Annotated in this window: 17 protein-coding genes; 16 read left to right on the top strand and 1 reads right to left on the bottom strand. The window is 46.6% G+C overall.

Annotated elements, in window-relative coordinates:
- Positions 1–149 precede the first annotated feature (149 nt).
- The 16 genes from Q0Z62_RS05560 to Q0Z62_RS05485 all read left to right on the top strand — a co-directional run bounded on the left by Q0Z62_RS05560 (position 150) and on the right by Q0Z62_RS05485 (position 14,743).
- Complete coding sequence (locus Q0Z62_RS05560; protein ID WP_269901851.1) at positions 150–272, top strand: hypothetical protein; 123 nt, start codon at positions 150–152, stop codon at positions 270–272.
- 1 nt (position 273) lies between these two features.
- Complete coding sequence (gene hemC, locus Q0Z62_RS05555) at positions 274–1,215, top strand: hydroxymethylbilane synthase (protein WP_298051914.1); 942 nt, start codon at positions 274–276, stop codon at positions 1,213–1,215.
- 4 nt (positions 1,216–1,219) lie between these two features.
- Positions 1,220–2,017 carry a uroporphyrinogen-III synthase gene (locus Q0Z62_RS05550; protein ID WP_298051909.1) on the top strand — a complete coding sequence of 266 codons (798 nt, stop codon included), beginning with the start codon at positions 1,220–1,222 and terminating at the stop codon, positions 2,015–2,017.
- Positions 2,018–2,041: 24 nt separating this feature from the next.
- Positions 2,042–3,406 (top strand): uroporphyrinogen-III C-methyltransferase, encoded by a 1,365-nt coding sequence (locus Q0Z62_RS05545; RefSeq protein WP_298051904.1) that lies wholly within the window; start codon positions 2,042–2,044, stop codon positions 3,404–3,406.
- A gap of 3 nt (positions 3,407–3,409) precedes the next feature.
- Positions 3,410–4,879 (top strand): heme biosynthesis HemY N-terminal domain-containing protein, encoded by a 1,470-nt coding sequence (locus tag Q0Z62_RS05540; RefSeq protein ID WP_298051901.1) that lies wholly within the window; start codon positions 3,410–3,412, stop codon positions 4,877–4,879.
- 25 nt (positions 4,880–4,904) lie between these two features.
- A complete protein-coding gene (gene ppa / locus Q0Z62_RS05535; protein WP_269901856.1) occupies positions 4,905–5,438 on the top strand; it encodes an inorganic diphosphatase in 534 nt (177 codons plus the stop codon).
- The gene (locus Q0Z62_RS05530; protein ID WP_298051894.1) at positions 5,438–6,133 is read left to right on the top strand and encodes a fumarylacetoacetate hydrolase family protein; all 696 of its coding nucleotides are present in this window, start codon (positions 5,438–5,440) and stop codon (positions 6,131–6,133) included. The genes ppa and Q0Z62_RS05530 overlap by 1 nt, the downstream gene beginning before the upstream one ends.
- 178 nt (positions 6,134–6,311) lie before the next feature.
- Positions 6,312–6,584, top strand: a complete 273-nt coding sequence (locus tag Q0Z62_RS05525) for a hypothetical protein (protein ID WP_269902167.1) — start codon at positions 6,312–6,314, stop codon at positions 6,582–6,584.
- Positions 6,574–7,902, top strand: a complete 1,329-nt coding sequence (locus tag Q0Z62_RS05520; RefSeq protein ID WP_298051889.1) for a hypothetical protein — start codon at positions 6,574–6,576, stop codon at positions 7,900–7,902. The genes Q0Z62_RS05525 and Q0Z62_RS05520 overlap by 11 nt, the downstream gene beginning before the upstream one ends.
- Positions 7,903–7,904: 2 nt before the next feature.
- Positions 7,905–8,561, top strand: a complete 657-nt coding sequence (locus Q0Z62_RS05515; protein ID WP_298051883.1) for a hypothetical protein — start codon at positions 7,905–7,907, stop codon at positions 8,559–8,561.
- 9 nt (positions 8,562–8,570) lie between these two features.
- A complete protein-coding gene (locus Q0Z62_RS05510) occupies positions 8,571–9,188 on the top strand; it encodes a hypothetical protein (RefSeq protein WP_298051880.1) in 618 nt (205 codons plus the stop codon).
- A gap of 10 nt (positions 9,189–9,198) precedes the next feature.
- Entirely contained in the window at positions 9,199–10,098 is a 900-nt protein-coding gene (cpaB, locus tag Q0Z62_RS05505; RefSeq protein ID WP_298051874.1) for a Flp pilus assembly protein CpaB, read from the top strand.
- Positions 10,082–11,455 carry a pilus assembly protein N-terminal domain-containing protein gene (locus tag Q0Z62_RS05500; protein WP_298051868.1) on the top strand — a complete coding sequence of 458 codons (1,374 nt, stop codon included), beginning with the start codon at positions 10,082–10,084 and terminating at the stop codon, positions 11,453–11,455. Before cpaB ends, Q0Z62_RS05500 begins: the two co-directional genes overlap by 17 nt.
- A complete protein-coding gene (locus Q0Z62_RS05495) occupies positions 11,439–13,022 on the top strand; it encodes an ATPase, T2SS/T4P/T4SS family (protein ID WP_298051864.1) in 1,584 nt (527 codons plus the stop codon). The genes Q0Z62_RS05500 and Q0Z62_RS05495 overlap by 17 nt, the downstream gene beginning before the upstream one ends.
- A gap of 11 nt (positions 13,023–13,033) precedes the next feature.
- Entirely contained in the window at positions 13,034–13,882 is an 849-nt protein-coding gene (locus tag Q0Z62_RS05490) for a type II secretion system F family protein (protein WP_298051861.1), read from the top strand.
- Between the two features lie 9 nt (positions 13,883–13,891).
- On the top strand, positions 13,892–14,743 hold the full coding sequence (locus Q0Z62_RS05485; protein ID WP_298051858.1) for a type II secretion system F family protein: 852 nt from the start codon (positions 13,892–13,894) through the stop codon (positions 14,741–14,743).
- A gap of 309 nt (positions 14,744–15,052) precedes the next feature.
- On the opposite strand, the gene Q0Z62_RS05480 is transcribed toward Q0Z62_RS05485, so the two are convergent.
- Complete coding sequence (locus tag Q0Z62_RS05480) at positions 15,053–15,823, bottom strand: BPSS1780 family membrane protein (protein ID WP_269901866.1); 771 nt, start codon at positions 15,821–15,823, stop codon at positions 15,053–15,055.

Raw genomic sequence — 15,823 nt, 5'->3', positions numbered from 1 at the left:
CGGGCGTGATTGAATATCACGGCGCCTAAACCGATGACAACAAGAATCACCTTGCTTTAGCTGGGTGAGCTTCAAGCCGCACTATCTAAGCCCGTTCAATCGTTTTATACTTAGGGCTGTATTGAACCAAAACGGCGAAAGGAAAAAACATGAGTTCCTCAGATGAAAATGGAAAAAAGGCTGAATCCGGTCTTTCTTTATTACAAGGTTTAGCTATTTTGGCGGCTTTGGGTTTAATCGGTGCAGCCATTGCACGTTATTTTGCAGGCTAGTATGTCAACCCCTAAAAAATTAGTGATTGCGACTCGTGCCAGTCGTTTGGCTTTATGGCAAGCAGAGCACGTTCGCGCTCTGTTACAACATCTATATCCGCAATGTCAGGTCGAACTCTTAAGTATGAGCACCAAAGGTGATCGTATTCTTGATCGTAGTTTGTCCAAAATTGGCGGTAAGGGTTTGTTCATTAAGGAATTAGAGACAGCGCTCTTAGACGGTCGGGCAGACTTAGCTGTGCATTCGTTAAAAGATGTGCCTTATGACGTGCCTGCTCCCTTTGCACTGCCCGTCATCATGGAGCGTGATGACCCCAGTGACGCCTTTGTATCTAATCAATATGTCGCCTTAGCGGACTTGCCTTCAGGGGCAGTGGTGGGCACATCTAGCTTGCGTCGTGAGTCTCAACTGCGTGAACGTTTTCCCCATCTGACGATTAAGCCATTGCGTGGTAATTTAGATACGCGCTTAGCTAAGCTAGATGCAGGTGAATACGATGCGATTATTTTAGCGACAGCCGGGTTAAAACGTTTAGGCCTAGCTGACCGTATCCGCTCCTCTATCTCTATCGAAGATAGTTTGCCTTCTGCTGGACAGGGGGCCTTAGGGATTGAGATTCACGAAGCCCGCGAGGACATGAAAGCGTGGTTAGCCCCTTTAGCCTGTCAACACTCTACCTGTCGGGCAGAGGCCGAGCGCGCAGTGACGCGTGTTTTAGGTGGTTCATGTCAGGTGCCATTGGCTGCCTATGCTCAACTAGACGGGGATCAGCTTTGGGTACGAGCTTTAGTAGCCGAGCCGGATGCGTCTGTGGTTTATCGCGCTGAGCTACGTGGTCCAGCAACCGAAGCCGAATACCTAGGCAAACAAGTTGGGCTAGATTTATTGAACCAAGGTGCTGATGCTATTTTAGCGAAACTTAGCTTGCCCGAAGAGGAGTAGCCTGGTGACAACCGTAGTTCTAACGCGACCTAAAGGTAAAAATACGGCTTTAGCCTCTGCTTTACAGGCTAAGGGCTTAGGTACGATTGAGCTACCCGCGTTGTCGATTCAGCCTACATTAACTAGCCTGAGCCCAGAGTATTTGCCCGACTCGTTCGATTTGTTGGTGTTTGTGAGTGCTCAGGCAGCCTCCTTATATCTACGGCTATTGGCTAATAAGGGCTTGTCACTACCTAAGGGGCAATGTATTGCTACCGTTGGCGCCGCCAGTGCCAAGCCTTTTTATGATGCGGGCTTAGAAACAAACCTAGAGTTAATTCATCCTCCTGCAGACCATCCCTATCAAGACTCAGAGGCATTGTGGCTGTTATTGCAGCCCCGCTTATGTCGATTTGAACGCGTTTTGCTCGTTCGTGGTCAACAAGGCCGAGAATGGTTAGGGCAGCAGTTGATTGATGCGCAAAAAACCTTAATACGTTGTTCTATTTATGAGCGGGTTCCAGCACAATGGGCCGAGACGGATGCGCAGGAGCTAACTGTAGCCTTGCAGCAACCCAGTGATGTAATAACTTTACTCACTAGCTCAGAAAGTACCCAAGCTATTTATACGAATATGGTACGGTTAGGTCTAGAAGAAAAATGGTTGCAAAGCTCATTTGTAGCCATTCATCCCCGAATTGCCCAGAGTCTAGAGAATTTAACTTCATTATCTTGCGCACAGGCCTCTCGTCAAATGACGCTATGTGCTCCCAGTCAGCCAGCTATGCTAGACGCTTTGTTGTCGGCAGCTATGCCCAAATAATGCTTCACGGATTACAATCGAGTTATGACAGATAAAAAAGATACTACGATTCAAGCAAATGAGACTGCAGTGAACACACCCGCAGCTACTCCGTCTCGTCCTAAAAAATCGAAAGGGGCGACGGGTCCAGTGGTGCTGACCGTATTGGCAGCCGCATTATTAGGCGGTGGTGCAATGTGGTATATACAACAAAACCAAGACCACTTGAGCCATCAATACGACTCCCAACTTAGTTTGGTGGTGCAACAGGCAAAAAATAATGAGCAGGTGGCTAATCGTGCGTTAAGCCTAGTCCAAAATCAGGCTCAACAGATTCAACGACTCACCCAAGAGCTCTCGTCAACCCGAGAACAGCTGGATGATATTGGTGCGGCAGTGCAAACCATTACGGATTCAGGCTCGGATCTTATGTTGCTCAATGACATTGAGCAATTAGTCATTTTAGCTCAGCAGCAACTCCTGATTGGTGGAAACTTGGCAAATGCCATTGTTTCGTTGGAAACGGCTCAGGCACGGTTGTCTCATGCAAATCGACAGGCCTTAGCCCTGTTGGCACAAACGCTAAATGGGGATGTGGATCGGTTGCGCGCAGCTCAAGTGATAGATGTGGCAACATTAACATCCCAGTTGGATCGCTTAGGTGAATTGCTTGCCACGGCTCCTTTATATGTGCCTGATAATAAAAATAACACTATTCATCGTGATCAAACTACAGAACTTCCAGATACCGCTACAGACGCTCAGCCAGTAGAAACCCCAGAGACGGATACTCCTTGGTGGCAGCGCACATTAACCAGTGCCGCAGAGCTAACCCAATTAGGTTGGCAAACCATAAGCCAAGACCTAGGCCAGTTTGTGAGTGTACGTCGGGTTGATGACACAGCCGCGTTATTGATATCACCAGAGCAAGCTGAGCGCTTCAGAGATAACTTGAACTTACGTATTACGATGGCTCAGCTTTCGTTGATGACGAAACAGCCCAAAATTTGGAATGCCGAAATGTCTCGCATTGTTGAGGCCATTGAGCAGCGATTTGATCCTGCCTTGGCTGTGACACAGCGGGCTTTAGCGTTGGCGACTAAATTAGCAGATACTGATATTGATACCAAATTACCTACGGTCGACAATACCTTGGCTGCGATAGAGAGTTTAAAGCAAGCGGATCAAAGTGCACCGCTTGACGAGGGGTCAGATAAGCCTACCTCAGCCCTAGAGTCGGATACACCTCTACAAACACAGGAGACCCCGCCACCTGAGCCAGTAGATCCAATTGAACCGGAGCCAGAGGCGCAAATAGCTGAGCCGGTATCCGATCAACCGACGACAAGCTCTTCTGCTTCTCAGACGACAACGCATGCTCGTTGGGCTTCGCAATCACAGGTGGGCTAAGACATGAAAACATGGATTTGGACCTTTATCGTTTTTGTGGCAGCCGTCGCATTAGCTTTGGTGTTGCGTGATCACAGTGGTAATGTATTGATCGTAGCCCCCCCTTGGCACATTAGTTTCTCTATCACTTTTGCAGTGATTGGACTGATCGTGCTGTTCTTTTCCTTTTATGCCTTACTGCGTCTGTTGTCATGGCTTACAGGTAGTCCAGAGCGATTTAAAATTTGGCGCCAACGTCGAGCAGAGAAACGTGACCAGGGGTTATTGCAAAACGGATGGATTAGTGTCTTAGAGGGGCGTTATGCTCAGGCAGAAAAAGAACTCTCTAAACTACAGTCTAAAACACGATCTAAAACCTCTAAAGTGGTTGCCGGTTTAGCTGCTGCGCAAGCCTCTCAGTATTTGAATGAGTATCAGCGTAGGGATGAATCATTACAGGCCGCACAAAAAAATGCGGGTGATGATCCCAGATTGAAATTGGCGTACGCGACTGCCGCTGCCGAAATGTACTTAGAGCATAATCAAGCACAAGCAGCGATTGATTTATTGCAGCCAGTCCAAGACGCTAGCTCTCGTCATTTTCACGCAACTCGTCTGTTGCTCAAGGCGTATCGTCAACAAGAGGATTATGAGCGCGTCTACGAACTAACACGTTTGTTATTACGTCGCAGTGCTATTGATAAAAATGAGGCTTTAGACTATATCGAGTATTCCGCTGCTAAACGGATAGAGGCTGCTGACTTAGAGCAGTTTAAAACCATCTGGAATGACCTACGCACCGAAGAAAAAAGTCTAGTCAGCGTGGCATTAGCCGCGGCTCAGCTTTTATCTGCCCATGATAAGCATGATGAAGTAGCACGTATTCTTGAGCCTGCCATTCAACAAAAACCAGCGCCCGAGCTGCTTAGTGCTTATGCCCGTTGTCCACAAGAGTGCTATAGTCGTCGCCTAAGTAAAGCCGAGGAATGGCTGCAAAAATATCCTCAGGACCCAGCTTTGTTAGCAGCCTTAGGACGTTTATGCATCACTGGGCAACTTTGGGGCCAAGCAGAGCATTATTTAAAACGCAGTATGAAAGTCCGCAATGACTTACGTATTCATGCTTTATTGGGCCAGTTGTATGATGTGTTAGGTCGTCAAGACGAGGCCATTTACCATTGGCGTATTGCAGCATTGACGGCAGGGGCTTTACCTATTATGCCGCCTAACCGTTTATTACCTGCGGCTGATTTGAATGCGGATCCAACGTTGGTCGATGGTCACTTGCCCGATGAGCCTCTCATCGCGGATAATACTCGTCCTATAGCCGCTAGTGCTGTGGATAGTAGTGTATTCGAGGATTCCGAGCCTGTGGCCTATCAGGCATCAACCCCAGACACCGATTCACATGACGAACACTATTTTGATTCTGCTCCCATTCCAGGGGTAGATGTCAGCATGACTTCCGATGATTCTCATCGGTCCCGAGATTAACTTACTCTTTATAAAAGGCTTAACAATGAGCTTAACTGCGATTGGTTACGGCGATAATGCCCCAGAAGAATTTAACGTAGTTGTCGAAATTCCAATGAATTCAGACCCAGTTAAATACGAAATTGATGACAGCACGGGTGTAGTGATGGTGGACCGCTTTATGTTGGCCGCCATGCATTACCCATGTAACTATGGTTATGTGCCACAGACTATTTCTCAAGACGGCGATCCAGTTGATGTATTGGTATTGTCTCCTTTTCCTATTCAAGTTGGCGCTGTCATTAAATGTCGCGCCGTCGGCGTATTGAATATGGAAGACGAGGCGGGCGGTGATGCAAAAGTGTTAGCAGTGCCTGTAACTAAGCTATACCCTCCCTACCGCCATATCAACCAGCCTTCAGATCTACCTCAAGAAGAGCTAGACCGTATTCAGCATTTCTTTGAGCGTTACAAAGACTTAGAAAAAGGCAAGTGGGTTAAGATTGAAGGCTGGGCTGATGCGGATGCCGCTAAAGCTGAAATCACCAGCAGTATTGAACGTTACAAGGCAGAAAAATAATGCAATGGATCTTCACTCCTCCTAAACCGATAGGGTTGGCCATTCATGGCGTAGATGCACAGTTTCCGGTACAACGTATTTTTTGTGTTGGTCGAAATTATGTAGAGCATGCACAGGAAATGGGTCACAGTGGGCGTGAGGATCCGTTTTTTTTCTGTAAGCCACCGCAAGCGATTGTGGTGGTCGATGATAGTGGTAACAGTTGTATGCCGTATCCTAGCCAGACCTCGGATTTACACCATGAGGTTGAGTTAGTCGTGATGCTAGATAAGGGCGGCAAAGACCTAAGTATAGAGCAAGCCGCCGAGGCAATTTACGGTTATGCAATTGGGTTAGATATGACGCGGCGCGACTTGCAGGCTGCAGCTAAAAAACAAGGACGCCCTTGGGAAACAGGTAAGGCCTTTGATGCATCAGCGTTAATTGGTCCCGTGCACCCTAGAGTAAAAACGGGTGAATTGACTCAAGGCGAAATCGCTTTATATGTGAATAATCAACTACGCCAACAGGGCGATTTATCACAGTTGATTTGGAATGTAGCAGAGTCAATTGCCTATTTATCACGCTTTTTTACCTTATCAGCCGGAGACGTGTTAATGACCGGAACACCAGCAGGTGTAGGGGCAGTACAAGCAGGTGATCAAATGCGTGCGGTAATTGAGGGCTTAGGGCAGATTCAGGTCAATATACGTTAACTCATTATTTAACCTCTGTAGGTGATAGATAAAAAAGACGCGTTAAGCGTCTTTTTTGCGTTTAGAGCAGACGGAGTCGATCCCTTGATATTTTTGTCCGTTGTGATTTTTGCGAATAGGATTCCCTGCTAAAAAATTTCATACTGTTCTTAATTCATTGATTGATAAGGAGAGCATGATGTGGAAAAAAAATAAAAATCAGCGGGGACAGGGGATGGTGGAATACGTCATTATTGTTGCCTTAGTCGCAGTAGCTGCTATTGCTGTATTTCAATTGTTTGGTCAGGTTGTACGCTCGCAAACCGCCGCAATGGCTAAAGAATTAGCCGGGGAAGACGGCACCGCCGAATCTCAAAAAGCACAAGATGCAGCTAATTTAAGTACAGCCCAAACAGAGAGTAAAAGCCTACAAAGCTTTACAGGCAATGCGGGTCAAGCAGGTGGGCAATAGGTCTAGCCATGCTCACGGGCAGTCGGGGCAAGTCTTGGCTTTGGGTTTACTTTTTTCCGTGTTGCTTAGCTTGATTCTGGTGCGATTCTTTTATGTGGGAGAGGTAAATCATGCCAGCGTGCGTCAGCGACATGCCTTAGATGCAGCAACATATAGCGGGGCTATTATGCAGTCACAAGCATTGAATTACACCGCCTATTTGAATCGTGCTTATACCGGGCATCAAATTGCGATGGCTCATCTCATCACGATGGCATCATGGGCGCATTTTGCTGGTACAGAAGCCATGCGCGTTCAGCAAAGAAACCCACCAGCGAGTTTGATTACCATGATGTTTGGGCCGCAGCATGGGGTCGCTTACGAGGCCGCTAATATGGCTCAGGGTATGCAGCGCCATGCACAGTTTTCAGGTGCATTAGGACAGGCCTTTAAAACCCATGATGCCTTTACTCTTGGGCTTTTACAGCCCGCCAGTCAGGCCATTTATACCCAGCTCCCCCAATGGCGAGAGCAAGTGATTCGCCAAGTATTACAAGATAACTACCCCGAATTTGATTTCACCAAAAACAATGACCAAGTGGAATTAGTCATTCATGAGGGAAATTGGTCAGAGCAAGTTAGTTGGCAATCAGCCAGTTCTTTAAGCCCGTGGTTGCATGAGTTACTCAATCACTATGCCTTCTTAAGTGAGCGTAACCATACAGCCCGTAATGTATGGGTAGTAGATGCTCGTTGTCCCCATAAAAGGCACGAGTTACGACGTCGTGGGCAGACGAGATTAGATGAGCAAGGTTTATGGCGCTCAGAGGATACGCAGTCCTTTCATGCGTTGCGTGCGAATCGTTGGATTGGCTGCTACCACAGAGAATATGCGATGGGCTGGGCGTGGATACCGACCCAATCTAAACAAACTCCTACCGGAGATTTTATCGATGATGCCCCTATGGATTTTAGTCAGCAGGACTTTTGGCGATGGGTTCAAGAAAAAACAAATTGGAATATTTTTAGTGGGACCACCAACCCTTTAGCAAGTTCTTGGGCGAAAAAAGATCAACAGCAATGGCGGGGTAGCGGCTTAGGGCGTTATCTCAATACGGTACAGCCTAATACGGTGATTGGGTTTAATACCACCTTGAGACTTGCCGGTCCTCAAGGGCAGATTTTACATAGCTCAAGCGAAGCGGAGAGTTACTTTGTACGTCCCATCGAGCGCACAGATAGAAGAAAAGAAAGTAATAATCTTTTCCATCCTTTTTGGCAGGCACGGTTACAAAACACCTCGTGGCATCAACGCTTACAACAGCTAGTAGGAGATTAATTATGTCGCAGCAAAAAGGTCAGGCCATGCTAGAAATGGTAGTCGTAACATCTTCTATTTTATTGTTGATATGGGGGCTAGTTTGGTTGCAGCGTTGGCAGCAGGTGAAGGTGCAAGCTCAGCATCATGCGGCATTAAGTGCTTTTCGATTTAGCCAAAGCTATGAGTTAGGACAGGTTGACGCCCAACTCCCTTCTTATATTGAGGGCTTATATAGCGGTATTAGTCACCAGCAGAATAGTCAAAGGCTTTCTTTAGGTGGGATGGCTCATGGGGCTTTTTTTATCGAGCAAGCACAAAAAGAAGGGGTGCTAGGGCCTTCTGATCGTTGGCGTTTTGAAAGTCAGTCAGTTCAAAGCAATGCACTAAAAACGGCGATATGGAGCACGAATGCTTTTGCATTCTTACCGAGTATGGCGGTTAAAAGTCAGACCAGCATTTGGGTGGGGGCTGGGCATGCCCAGAGTGATAAAAATATGACTCAACGTCTAACTGCTAGCCCCTCGTTATGGGCACATGCTCAAAAGACATCTCAAGTCACTATAGGGGCATTAAGTCCTTTTTTACAAGCAGTCGATTTGGGTTGGGGGCGTAAGGCACCCACTATAGATTGGCTTGAGCCCTGGCAAGAATCTGTGCCCGCCTTACATTTGCCTTAGGAGTACGCCATGCGATTTGTATTTTTTTTATGTAGCTGCCTTTTTTATATGCCTAGCACAGCGCAACTACTGCCTGCTTTTCATGATTTGCCTGTGCAGTGGTTAGCTGCAGAACATTGGCATTGGCAAGGACAGCAGGTAACAAGTCAGCGCTTTACTAGTTCGAAATCAGTTGTCGATGTGGCTCAGCAGATTCAACGTCGTCTTGATGAAGATTTACAGGTACAACGATTACCGACGGCGTGGCTATTAAGTTTTGAAAAAGCACACACCCACTATTTAATTTTATTGTCTGCTCAGTCAACAGGTAGTCAGGGTTGGTTATCAAGTTTAGCGCTGCAAGCAGAGCCGAATCCCAAGCCACCTCAGGTATTTACCGGTTTATTTCAGCATAGCTGGATGATGCAACATGTAGAGCAGTCTGCTACGTATTTTATATTTCAAGCGCATAGACCTAAAGAGGTGATGCGGCGCTTAGTGCAGTCACGATTACTACAACATGGCTGGAAAGCAAATGCTTGTGAATCAGTAGATTGGTGTGATTGGCATAAGGAGGCGAAAAAAATGTTGATTTGGCATGACCCTAATGATGAGCGTTGGCATGTGCTGTGGTGGCCGGCTACCTAAGGAGAACATCGTGAAACACATTGCATCGCATTATAAGGTTTTGATTTGGATAGGGGTTTGTTTGGTTTGTGGGGTATTGGCGGCTTGGGCAGGACAGCGCTATTTGCATCAGCAAAGTGATTTGCTTGCGCAGAAAAATAAGCAACCCATGATTGAGCGAGTCGTCGCCGCTCATTTTTTAGCCGCAGGTACGGTATTGACTGAGACCCATTTAGCCACGCGGGCTTTTCCTTTATCTATGGTGCCTACTAATAGTATTTCCGTGAGCCAGTACCAACGCTTACTGGGCGGTACGTTACGGGCAGAGGTGGCAGCCGGAGATATGGTGCTGCCGTTGCATATCAGTCAAACACAAGTCGCCGCTTTTTCTACGCGACTGGTGGCAGGTCGTCGTGCTGTGACTATGCCAGTAGATCAAATTAACTCTTTAGCTGGCTTGCTACGAGCTGGTGATTTGGTGGACTTATATGTCAGTTTTGATCATCAACGACGAAAGATTACGGCTCCTTTATTACAAGGGGTACTCGTCTTAGCCACCGATGAGCATACTTCAGACATGCCCAGTCAAGAGGCTGGGCATTACGCCACGGTTACCTTTGATTTAGCTCCAGAGGACGGCGCCAAGCTCGTCGCTGCACGTCAAACGGGGAGCATTACTGCTATGTTGCGAAATCCGCATGATGCGCAGCTTTCTAATAAGGGTGTGCGCGGAGACTTGGCAACGTTATTAGGGGTAAATCAGCCCAGTGCTGAGTTCAAGACAGTACCTATTATTTATGGCAATAAAACCAGTCGGCAGGTGCGAGGTGTCGATGCAATACCTAATGCACCACGTAGTGCTGTATTAGACGTAGAGACGCCAGAGCAGTTAAGTTATCAATACGAGGTGCAACATGCGTTGGTGGATTAAATGGCTTAGCCTGGGGATGTTGAGCTTATATCTATGGCCGAACTTGGGATTAGCCCAGACTCAATGGCGTATGCAGGTGGGGGATATGCGGGTGCTAACGTTGCCCGATGTAGCACGAGTGGCTGTGGGTGACGGGCATGTGCTTAATGCCATAACTTCTGACGATAAAGAGGTCTTGGTTTTTGCCCGTAATGTGGGCAGCAGTAGCCTGACGGTTTGGTTTACTCATGGCTCCTTTCAGAGCTATCAGATAACGGTACAAGATGTGGTGCAACAGCAGGCACTGGGGGAGCTAAAGCAGTTACTGCAACGTATTCCTAATCTCACTGTTACAGAGGTAGGGGATAAGGTCGTCGTCGAGGGGGCTCAATTAAGTGCGCAGCACAGACAACAGCTTGATGAGCTAAAAAAACAATACACACAGATTGTGGATCTTAGTAGTGCCATGCTATGGGAGCCTATGGTGCTGCTTGATGTGCAGGTCTTAGAGATACCTCGGAATTTTATGCGAGAAATCGGTGTTCGTTGGTCTGATCAGTCAGAGGGGGGTGTGCATGCTGGTCTAGCATGGGATGGGGGAAGCAAAAAATTGCTCGATAGGCCAGGAGAAACCGTCATACCTCTCCCTTACCAAGTAGGGGCAGTTGCAGGTTATTTTGGTTTAAATGCGTTGTTGTCGGCTCGGATTCAAGCCTTAACCCAAACGGGTCAGGCGGTGGTATTAGCACAGCCTCAATTATTGGCTCGGAGTGGGGCAACAGCAGAGTTTTTGGCTGGGGGCGAAGTGCCCTACTCAACCACAGATAATAATGGCAATGCCAATACGTCTTTTAAACCTTATGGGGTGTCTTTGAAGATCACACCTTTCTTAGAAAGTAATGGCGCAGTCCGTTCACATGTAGATGTGGAGGTTAGCTCTATTGATCCAAGCCTATCAATTCCTACAGGCCCCTCATTAAAAACACGACGAGCTAGCACCGAGTTTAATGTGCAGTCAGGTCAAACGTTAGTTCTAGCTGGCTTTATTTCTCAGGATATGTCTGAAAACAGTCATCAGGTTCCCGGTCTGGGTGGTATTCCTATATTAGGAGCCTTGTTTAAGTCCAAGCGTTTTCAACGTAATGAAACAGAGCTTGCTATTTTTGTCACACCCGTATTGGTGGACTCTCAGCATCAGCAGGTTACTGAGCGGGTACATAGAGCACAGCATATCCTCAAGGAAACTTTCGAGGCTCCGGTGTTGAATGTGCCTTTAATCGCTAACGAAGTCAAACCCATTTCTACAGGATGGAATCCTTGGCAAGGGCAAGGTTCACAATGGGAATCAGAGGAGAGTTTTCATGTTGATACACCTTGAGTTGCATCATCAAAATGGGGATCAGCAGCGTGTTAGCTATACGCTGCCTGTGCTGATAGGTAAAGGTAACGAGAATCATTTGATCTTAAACGGATGGCGTGTGGCTAAGCAGCACGCGCGCATTTTCCAAGAAGGTCAAACGCTTTACATTGAAGACTACGGCAGTTTGCATGGCACTTTTGTAAACGATAAACGGATAAGTCGTTACGGGCCATTGCAGGTTACTGATCAGATAGTGATAGGCCCGTGTTTATTGCAGGTTCAGCAGTTAGTAACACATATAGCCGTGGCAGAGCCATTAGTGCCATTGCATGCGCCTCCTATTAAAGAAAATGCGGCTCCTGCCCCTCTAGCGCTACAGCTACGTTTACACCAACAGTTAGTGGCTGCTTTAGATTTGCGTCGCAAGGAAATTGAAGACTTGAGTGATCAAGAGCTTAGAGATCAAGCTCACAGGCATTTGGAGCTAATTTTAAGCAAAAACCCTTTAGATGCGGATATAGATCAGGCTGACTTATTGCGTACGGTGATTGATGAGGCAATAGGGCTAGGCCCCTTAGAGCGTCTTTTAGAGCAGGCAGATATTAGTGAAATTATGGTCAATGGGCATCAGCAGATTTACATTGAACGCCAAGGGCGTTGTGAACGTAGCTCTTATGTTTTTAGTAGTGAGTCCGCTCTTTTAGCAGTAATAGATAGAATCGTTAGTCCTTTAGGTCGAAGGATTGATGATAGCTCTCCTATGGTAGATGCTCGACTCAAAGATGGGTCGAGAGTGAATGCAGTAATTGCTCCTATTGCGATTGCTGGGCCGTGTTTAACCATCAGAAAATTTAGTCAAAAACGATTGGATTTAGATGACCTGTTAGGATTTGACGCCTTAAGCTCGCCGATGGCAGAGTTCTTAAAAGTTTGTGTTCAAAACAAGAAAAACATGTTGGTAGCAGGGGGCACGGGTAGTGGTAAAACGACCTTACTCAATATACTTTCTACCTATATCCCCACAAGTGAGCGAATTATTACGATAGAGGATGCTGCTGAGTTACGTTTGGATCAGGGTAATGTGGTGAGTCTTGAGGCGCGTCCGATGAATAGTGAGGGTAAAGGACTCGTTACCATCAGGGACTTAGTGCGTAATGCATTGCGCATGCGACCCGATCGAATTGTAGTGGGTGAGTGTAGGGGAGCTGAGGCCTTTGATATGTTGGGGGCAATGAATACAGGCCACGAAGGCTCTTTAACCACTTTGCATGCAAATAGTCCTCGTGACGCCTTAGCTAGACTAGAAACCTTAATTTTAATGGCGGGTATGGATTTACCCTTAGCGGCTGTGCGCGAACACATTGCGTCGGGGGTGCAAATTATTGTGCAACAAGCCCGTTTAAACAATGGTAGGCGAGTCATCAGCAGTATTAGTGAAATTACAGGCATAGAAAGTGGACGTATACAAACACAGGATTTATTTGGTTTTAATGTAAATAATCTGTGTTTTCAGGCTAACGGTTTATTTCCTCATTGCTTTGCGGATCAGCCACAGTGTGTTGATGCACAGTGGTTTAACCCCTAGGAGTCAGTGCCATGTGGCTTAGTCTTAGCCTTGCTCTATGTGCCGTAGCTGTCATGGCGCTAATTTGGTTTTTACCTCCTTGGTTATGGCGTTGGAGCCAACAACATAAAAAACACTTTGAGCAGCACTCTGAACATCACTTCGCGGCTAGTTTTGTTTTTTTACGTGGGCAAGATATATTTACGTTTTTTATTGTTTTTCTCGGTGCTTTGTTGCTCTTTTTTTGGCTGATGGGAGGATCGTTGTTTCTATTAGCCGTAGTTATGGGCATAGGTTTTTTTTTATGGCCTCTTTATTTACGAGTCTTAAAACAGCGCCGCTTAGCTCGTTTTGAGCGTCAAATGCCTGATTATCTCTTGGCCTTGGCTGGGGCGTTGCGAGCAGGAAGCAGTTTAGCCATTGCCATGCAGCGTATTACGCCTCTTAGCCACATTCCCTTATCTCAGGAAATGGGCTTACTGCTTCGAGAGCAGCGGATGGGAATCAGTCCTACAGAGGCCTTAGAACGTTTATATCTGCGCATGCCATGTGAAAGCAGCAGTTTATTTAAATCTGCAATTGCGGTATCCGGGCAAAGTGGAGGTGGTTTAGCAGAGCTATTTGAAAGTATGGCACAGACCATTAATCAGCGTTTGTACGTAGAGGGCAGGATACGCGCCTTAACCGCGCAAGGTCGAATGCAAGCGTGGGTTATGGCTTTACTGCCGTTGTTAATTGGTGGGGCGTTATATGTCATTGACTATCAGCTGATTGCACCGTTATGGCAGCAGCCTTCCGGGCAGATGGTTTTAGTAGCAGTGGTCTTGCTGGAGCTGATTGGACTGTGGCTTATCCGGCGTATTGTGAATGTCAGCCTTTAGGAGATTGCCATGTGGTTAGGCCTAAGTCTTTTTCTATTGATGCTATGGGTGGTCATGCTTTGCGCAGGATTACTTTGGCCTATTGTGTGGCACAGCAAGCAAGGAACAAAGAGCTCATCATGGGTCAGTGCGTGGTGGCGTTATTGGCGTCATGTGTGTCAGCCTTTATTGGGCTGGCGTCACCGACAGCGTTTAGCTCGTTTGTTGGTTCATGTAGGTCAGTCATCCGTACCAGTTGAGCAAATTTTTGCTTATCAATGTGGTGCTTTTTTAGCCTCTTTTTTTCTATGCTTGATGATGTGGTGGGGATGGGGAGGGAAATGGTTATCGGGTGTTCCGTGGTCGCTAGGATTAGCGAGTGCTATGTATTGGTATCCGGTGTCTGTTTTGCAACGCAAGATACGTAGGCAACAGCAGCAAATGCAGCGAGAATTTCCGTTCATGCTTGATTTACTGACCTTGAGCCTAGAGGCTGGGATGGGGATACAGAGTGCATTGCAATTATGTGTGGCACAGTTACCCTCGCATCAGCTGCGGAGTCACTTGCAGCTAACCTTAGATGATTTGCGTACGGGGTTAAATCGAGATCAGGCCTTTATGCGATTTGCGCAACGGGTGGCTCTGGATGAGGCGCATGCTTTTGTTGCTGCATTACAGCAATCCTTCGAGTTGGGTGGCAGCTTAGGGCCACTGTTACGTCAACAGGCACATCAGCGCCGTCAAGAGCGATTTTTGCGTGCAGAAAAAAAGGCCTTAGAGGCGCCAGTGAAAATGCTATTGCCTTTGGTAGTGTGTATTTTTCCGTGTACTTTTTTAGTGATTGGCTACCCACTGTTTTTTCAGCTATGGCAAAACTTATGAATACTATAGCCATATACCAAGCTCATGGGCTTTGGGCTAGATACCATGGTTGGAGGCAATTTAGACACAAAAATGCTTTTTTATTTTTTGCGCATTGCCAAGCTGTTCATAGTTTTGGCTTAAGGCATTCGCTGTGGGTGTTGTTTGTGGATGCGCAAGGGCAGCCCATAGGAAACTGGGTACGATTGGCTCCTAATCGTATTCGTTATTGCCTACGAGCTTTTGGTGTCTTGGAATGCGAGTCACTATCCATAAAAAAACGCCACCAATTAATGGTGGCGTTACAAAGCACTAATTGGTTATCACAGACTATACATTGGCGTTTGACGATGTTTGGCCAAAGACGCTGCGGTAAATAGGATAAAAACTACTGTATAGGATAGCCATCATTAATAAATTTAATGGGGTAAGCAAAAAATGTACAACGGAGGCACCAAATACCAAGACCAAACCATCAGCGATAAACTGTAATCCTATATAGATAGCAGCCCAACATAAGCCAAAGATAATGAGAGCGCCTTTGTTTCGCCAACAGGCAACCATGGAGTAGAACAAGGCTTGTTTTAATGGTATTTGATGCCATCCCATCAAAGCGGGAGCATGCCAAAATAAAATGGAAATGCCTATATAAAAGACACCAAATAAGAAAAAAGGTGCTTTTACCGCACTGAGCACTTGGGCGGGAACGATTTCCTCACCCGACATGGCCAACATAATACTATTGCTAAAGGGTAAAACGGCAAGCAAGCCAGCGACTAAGCAGCACAGAAAGTAGGCTAAGCCCAGGCGCAGCATGGCTTTTTTAGTGTCGGGGTTTTTTAAGGGAGCTAACCACATTCCCATTTGCATTGCTTGATTTCGTTCTATATGTAAGCAAGCGTTCAGGGCAATGAAACCTAAAGTGGGGGTAGCGATAATTAAGCCAACTTGTCCTAAAATAGGAATTAAATAATTAATATTTATCAATAGGCTAGTCATTAGGCTCCAAAAGAGCATAGCCATCGGTTGGCGCTTAAATAAGGCCCAACCTTGTATAAGCCAAGCCCAACCGTAACTCATGGGAAGACGTGCTGCTTGCAT

Origin of the sequence: uncultured Paenalcaligenes sp., from assembly GCF_947630565.1 — a bacterium.
Taxonomy (GTDB): Bacteria; Pseudomonadota; Gammaproteobacteria; order Burkholderiales; family Burkholderiaceae_B; genus Paenalcaligenes; species Paenalcaligenes faecalis.
This window is presented reverse-complemented; position numbering and strand designations above follow the sequence as displayed.

Bases quoted from the DNA above. Each gene is read 5' to 3' on its own strand.
- Q0Z62_RS05540 (WP_298051901.1), top strand. From the start codon at position 3,410: ATGAAAACATGGATTTGGACCTTTATCGTTTTTGTGGCAGCCGTCGCA.
- Q0Z62_RS05525 (WP_269902167.1), top strand. From the start codon at position 6,312: ATGTGGAAAAAAAATAAAAATCAGCGGGGACAGGGGATGGTGGAATAC.
- Q0Z62_RS05560 (WP_269901851.1), top strand. From the start codon at position 150: ATGAGTTCCTCAGATGAAAATGGAAAAAAGGCTGAATCCGGTCTTTCT.
- Q0Z62_RS05510 (WP_298051880.1), top strand. From the start codon at position 8,571: ATGCGATTTGTATTTTTTTTATGTAGCTGCCTTTTTTATATGCCTAGC.
- Q0Z62_RS05490 (WP_298051861.1), top strand. From the start codon at position 13,034: ATGTGGCTTAGTCTTAGCCTTGCTCTATGTGCCGTAGCTGTCATGGCG.
- Q0Z62_RS05500 (WP_298051868.1), top strand. From the start codon at position 10,082: ATGCGTTGGTGGATTAAATGGCTTAGCCTGGGGATGTTGAGCTTATAT.
- Q0Z62_RS05545 (WP_298051904.1), top strand. From the start codon at position 2,042: ATGACAGATAAAAAAGATACTACGATTCAAGCAAATGAGACTGCAGTG.
- Q0Z62_RS05495 (WP_298051864.1), top strand. From the start codon at position 11,439: ATGTTGATACACCTTGAGTTGCATCATCAAAATGGGGATCAGCAGCGT.
- Q0Z62_RS05480 (WP_269901866.1), bottom strand. From the start codon at position 15,823: ATGCAAGCAGCACGTCTTCCCATGAGTTACGGTTGGGCTTGGCTTATA.
- Q0Z62_RS05515 (WP_298051883.1), top strand. From the start codon at position 7,905: ATGTCGCAGCAAAAAGGTCAGGCCATGCTAGAAATGGTAGTCGTAACA.
- Q0Z62_RS05530 (WP_298051894.1), top strand. From the start codon at position 5,438: ATGCAATGGATCTTCACTCCTCCTAAACCGATAGGGTTGGCCATTCAT.
- Q0Z62_RS05485 (WP_298051858.1), top strand. From the start codon at position 13,892: ATGTGGTTAGGCCTAAGTCTTTTTCTATTGATGCTATGGGTGGTCATG.
- ppa (WP_269901856.1), top strand. From the start codon at position 4,905: ATGAGCTTAACTGCGATTGGTTACGGCGATAATGCCCCAGAAGAATTT.
- hemC (WP_298051914.1), top strand. From the start codon at position 274: ATGTCAACCCCTAAAAAATTAGTGATTGCGACTCGTGCCAGTCGTTTG.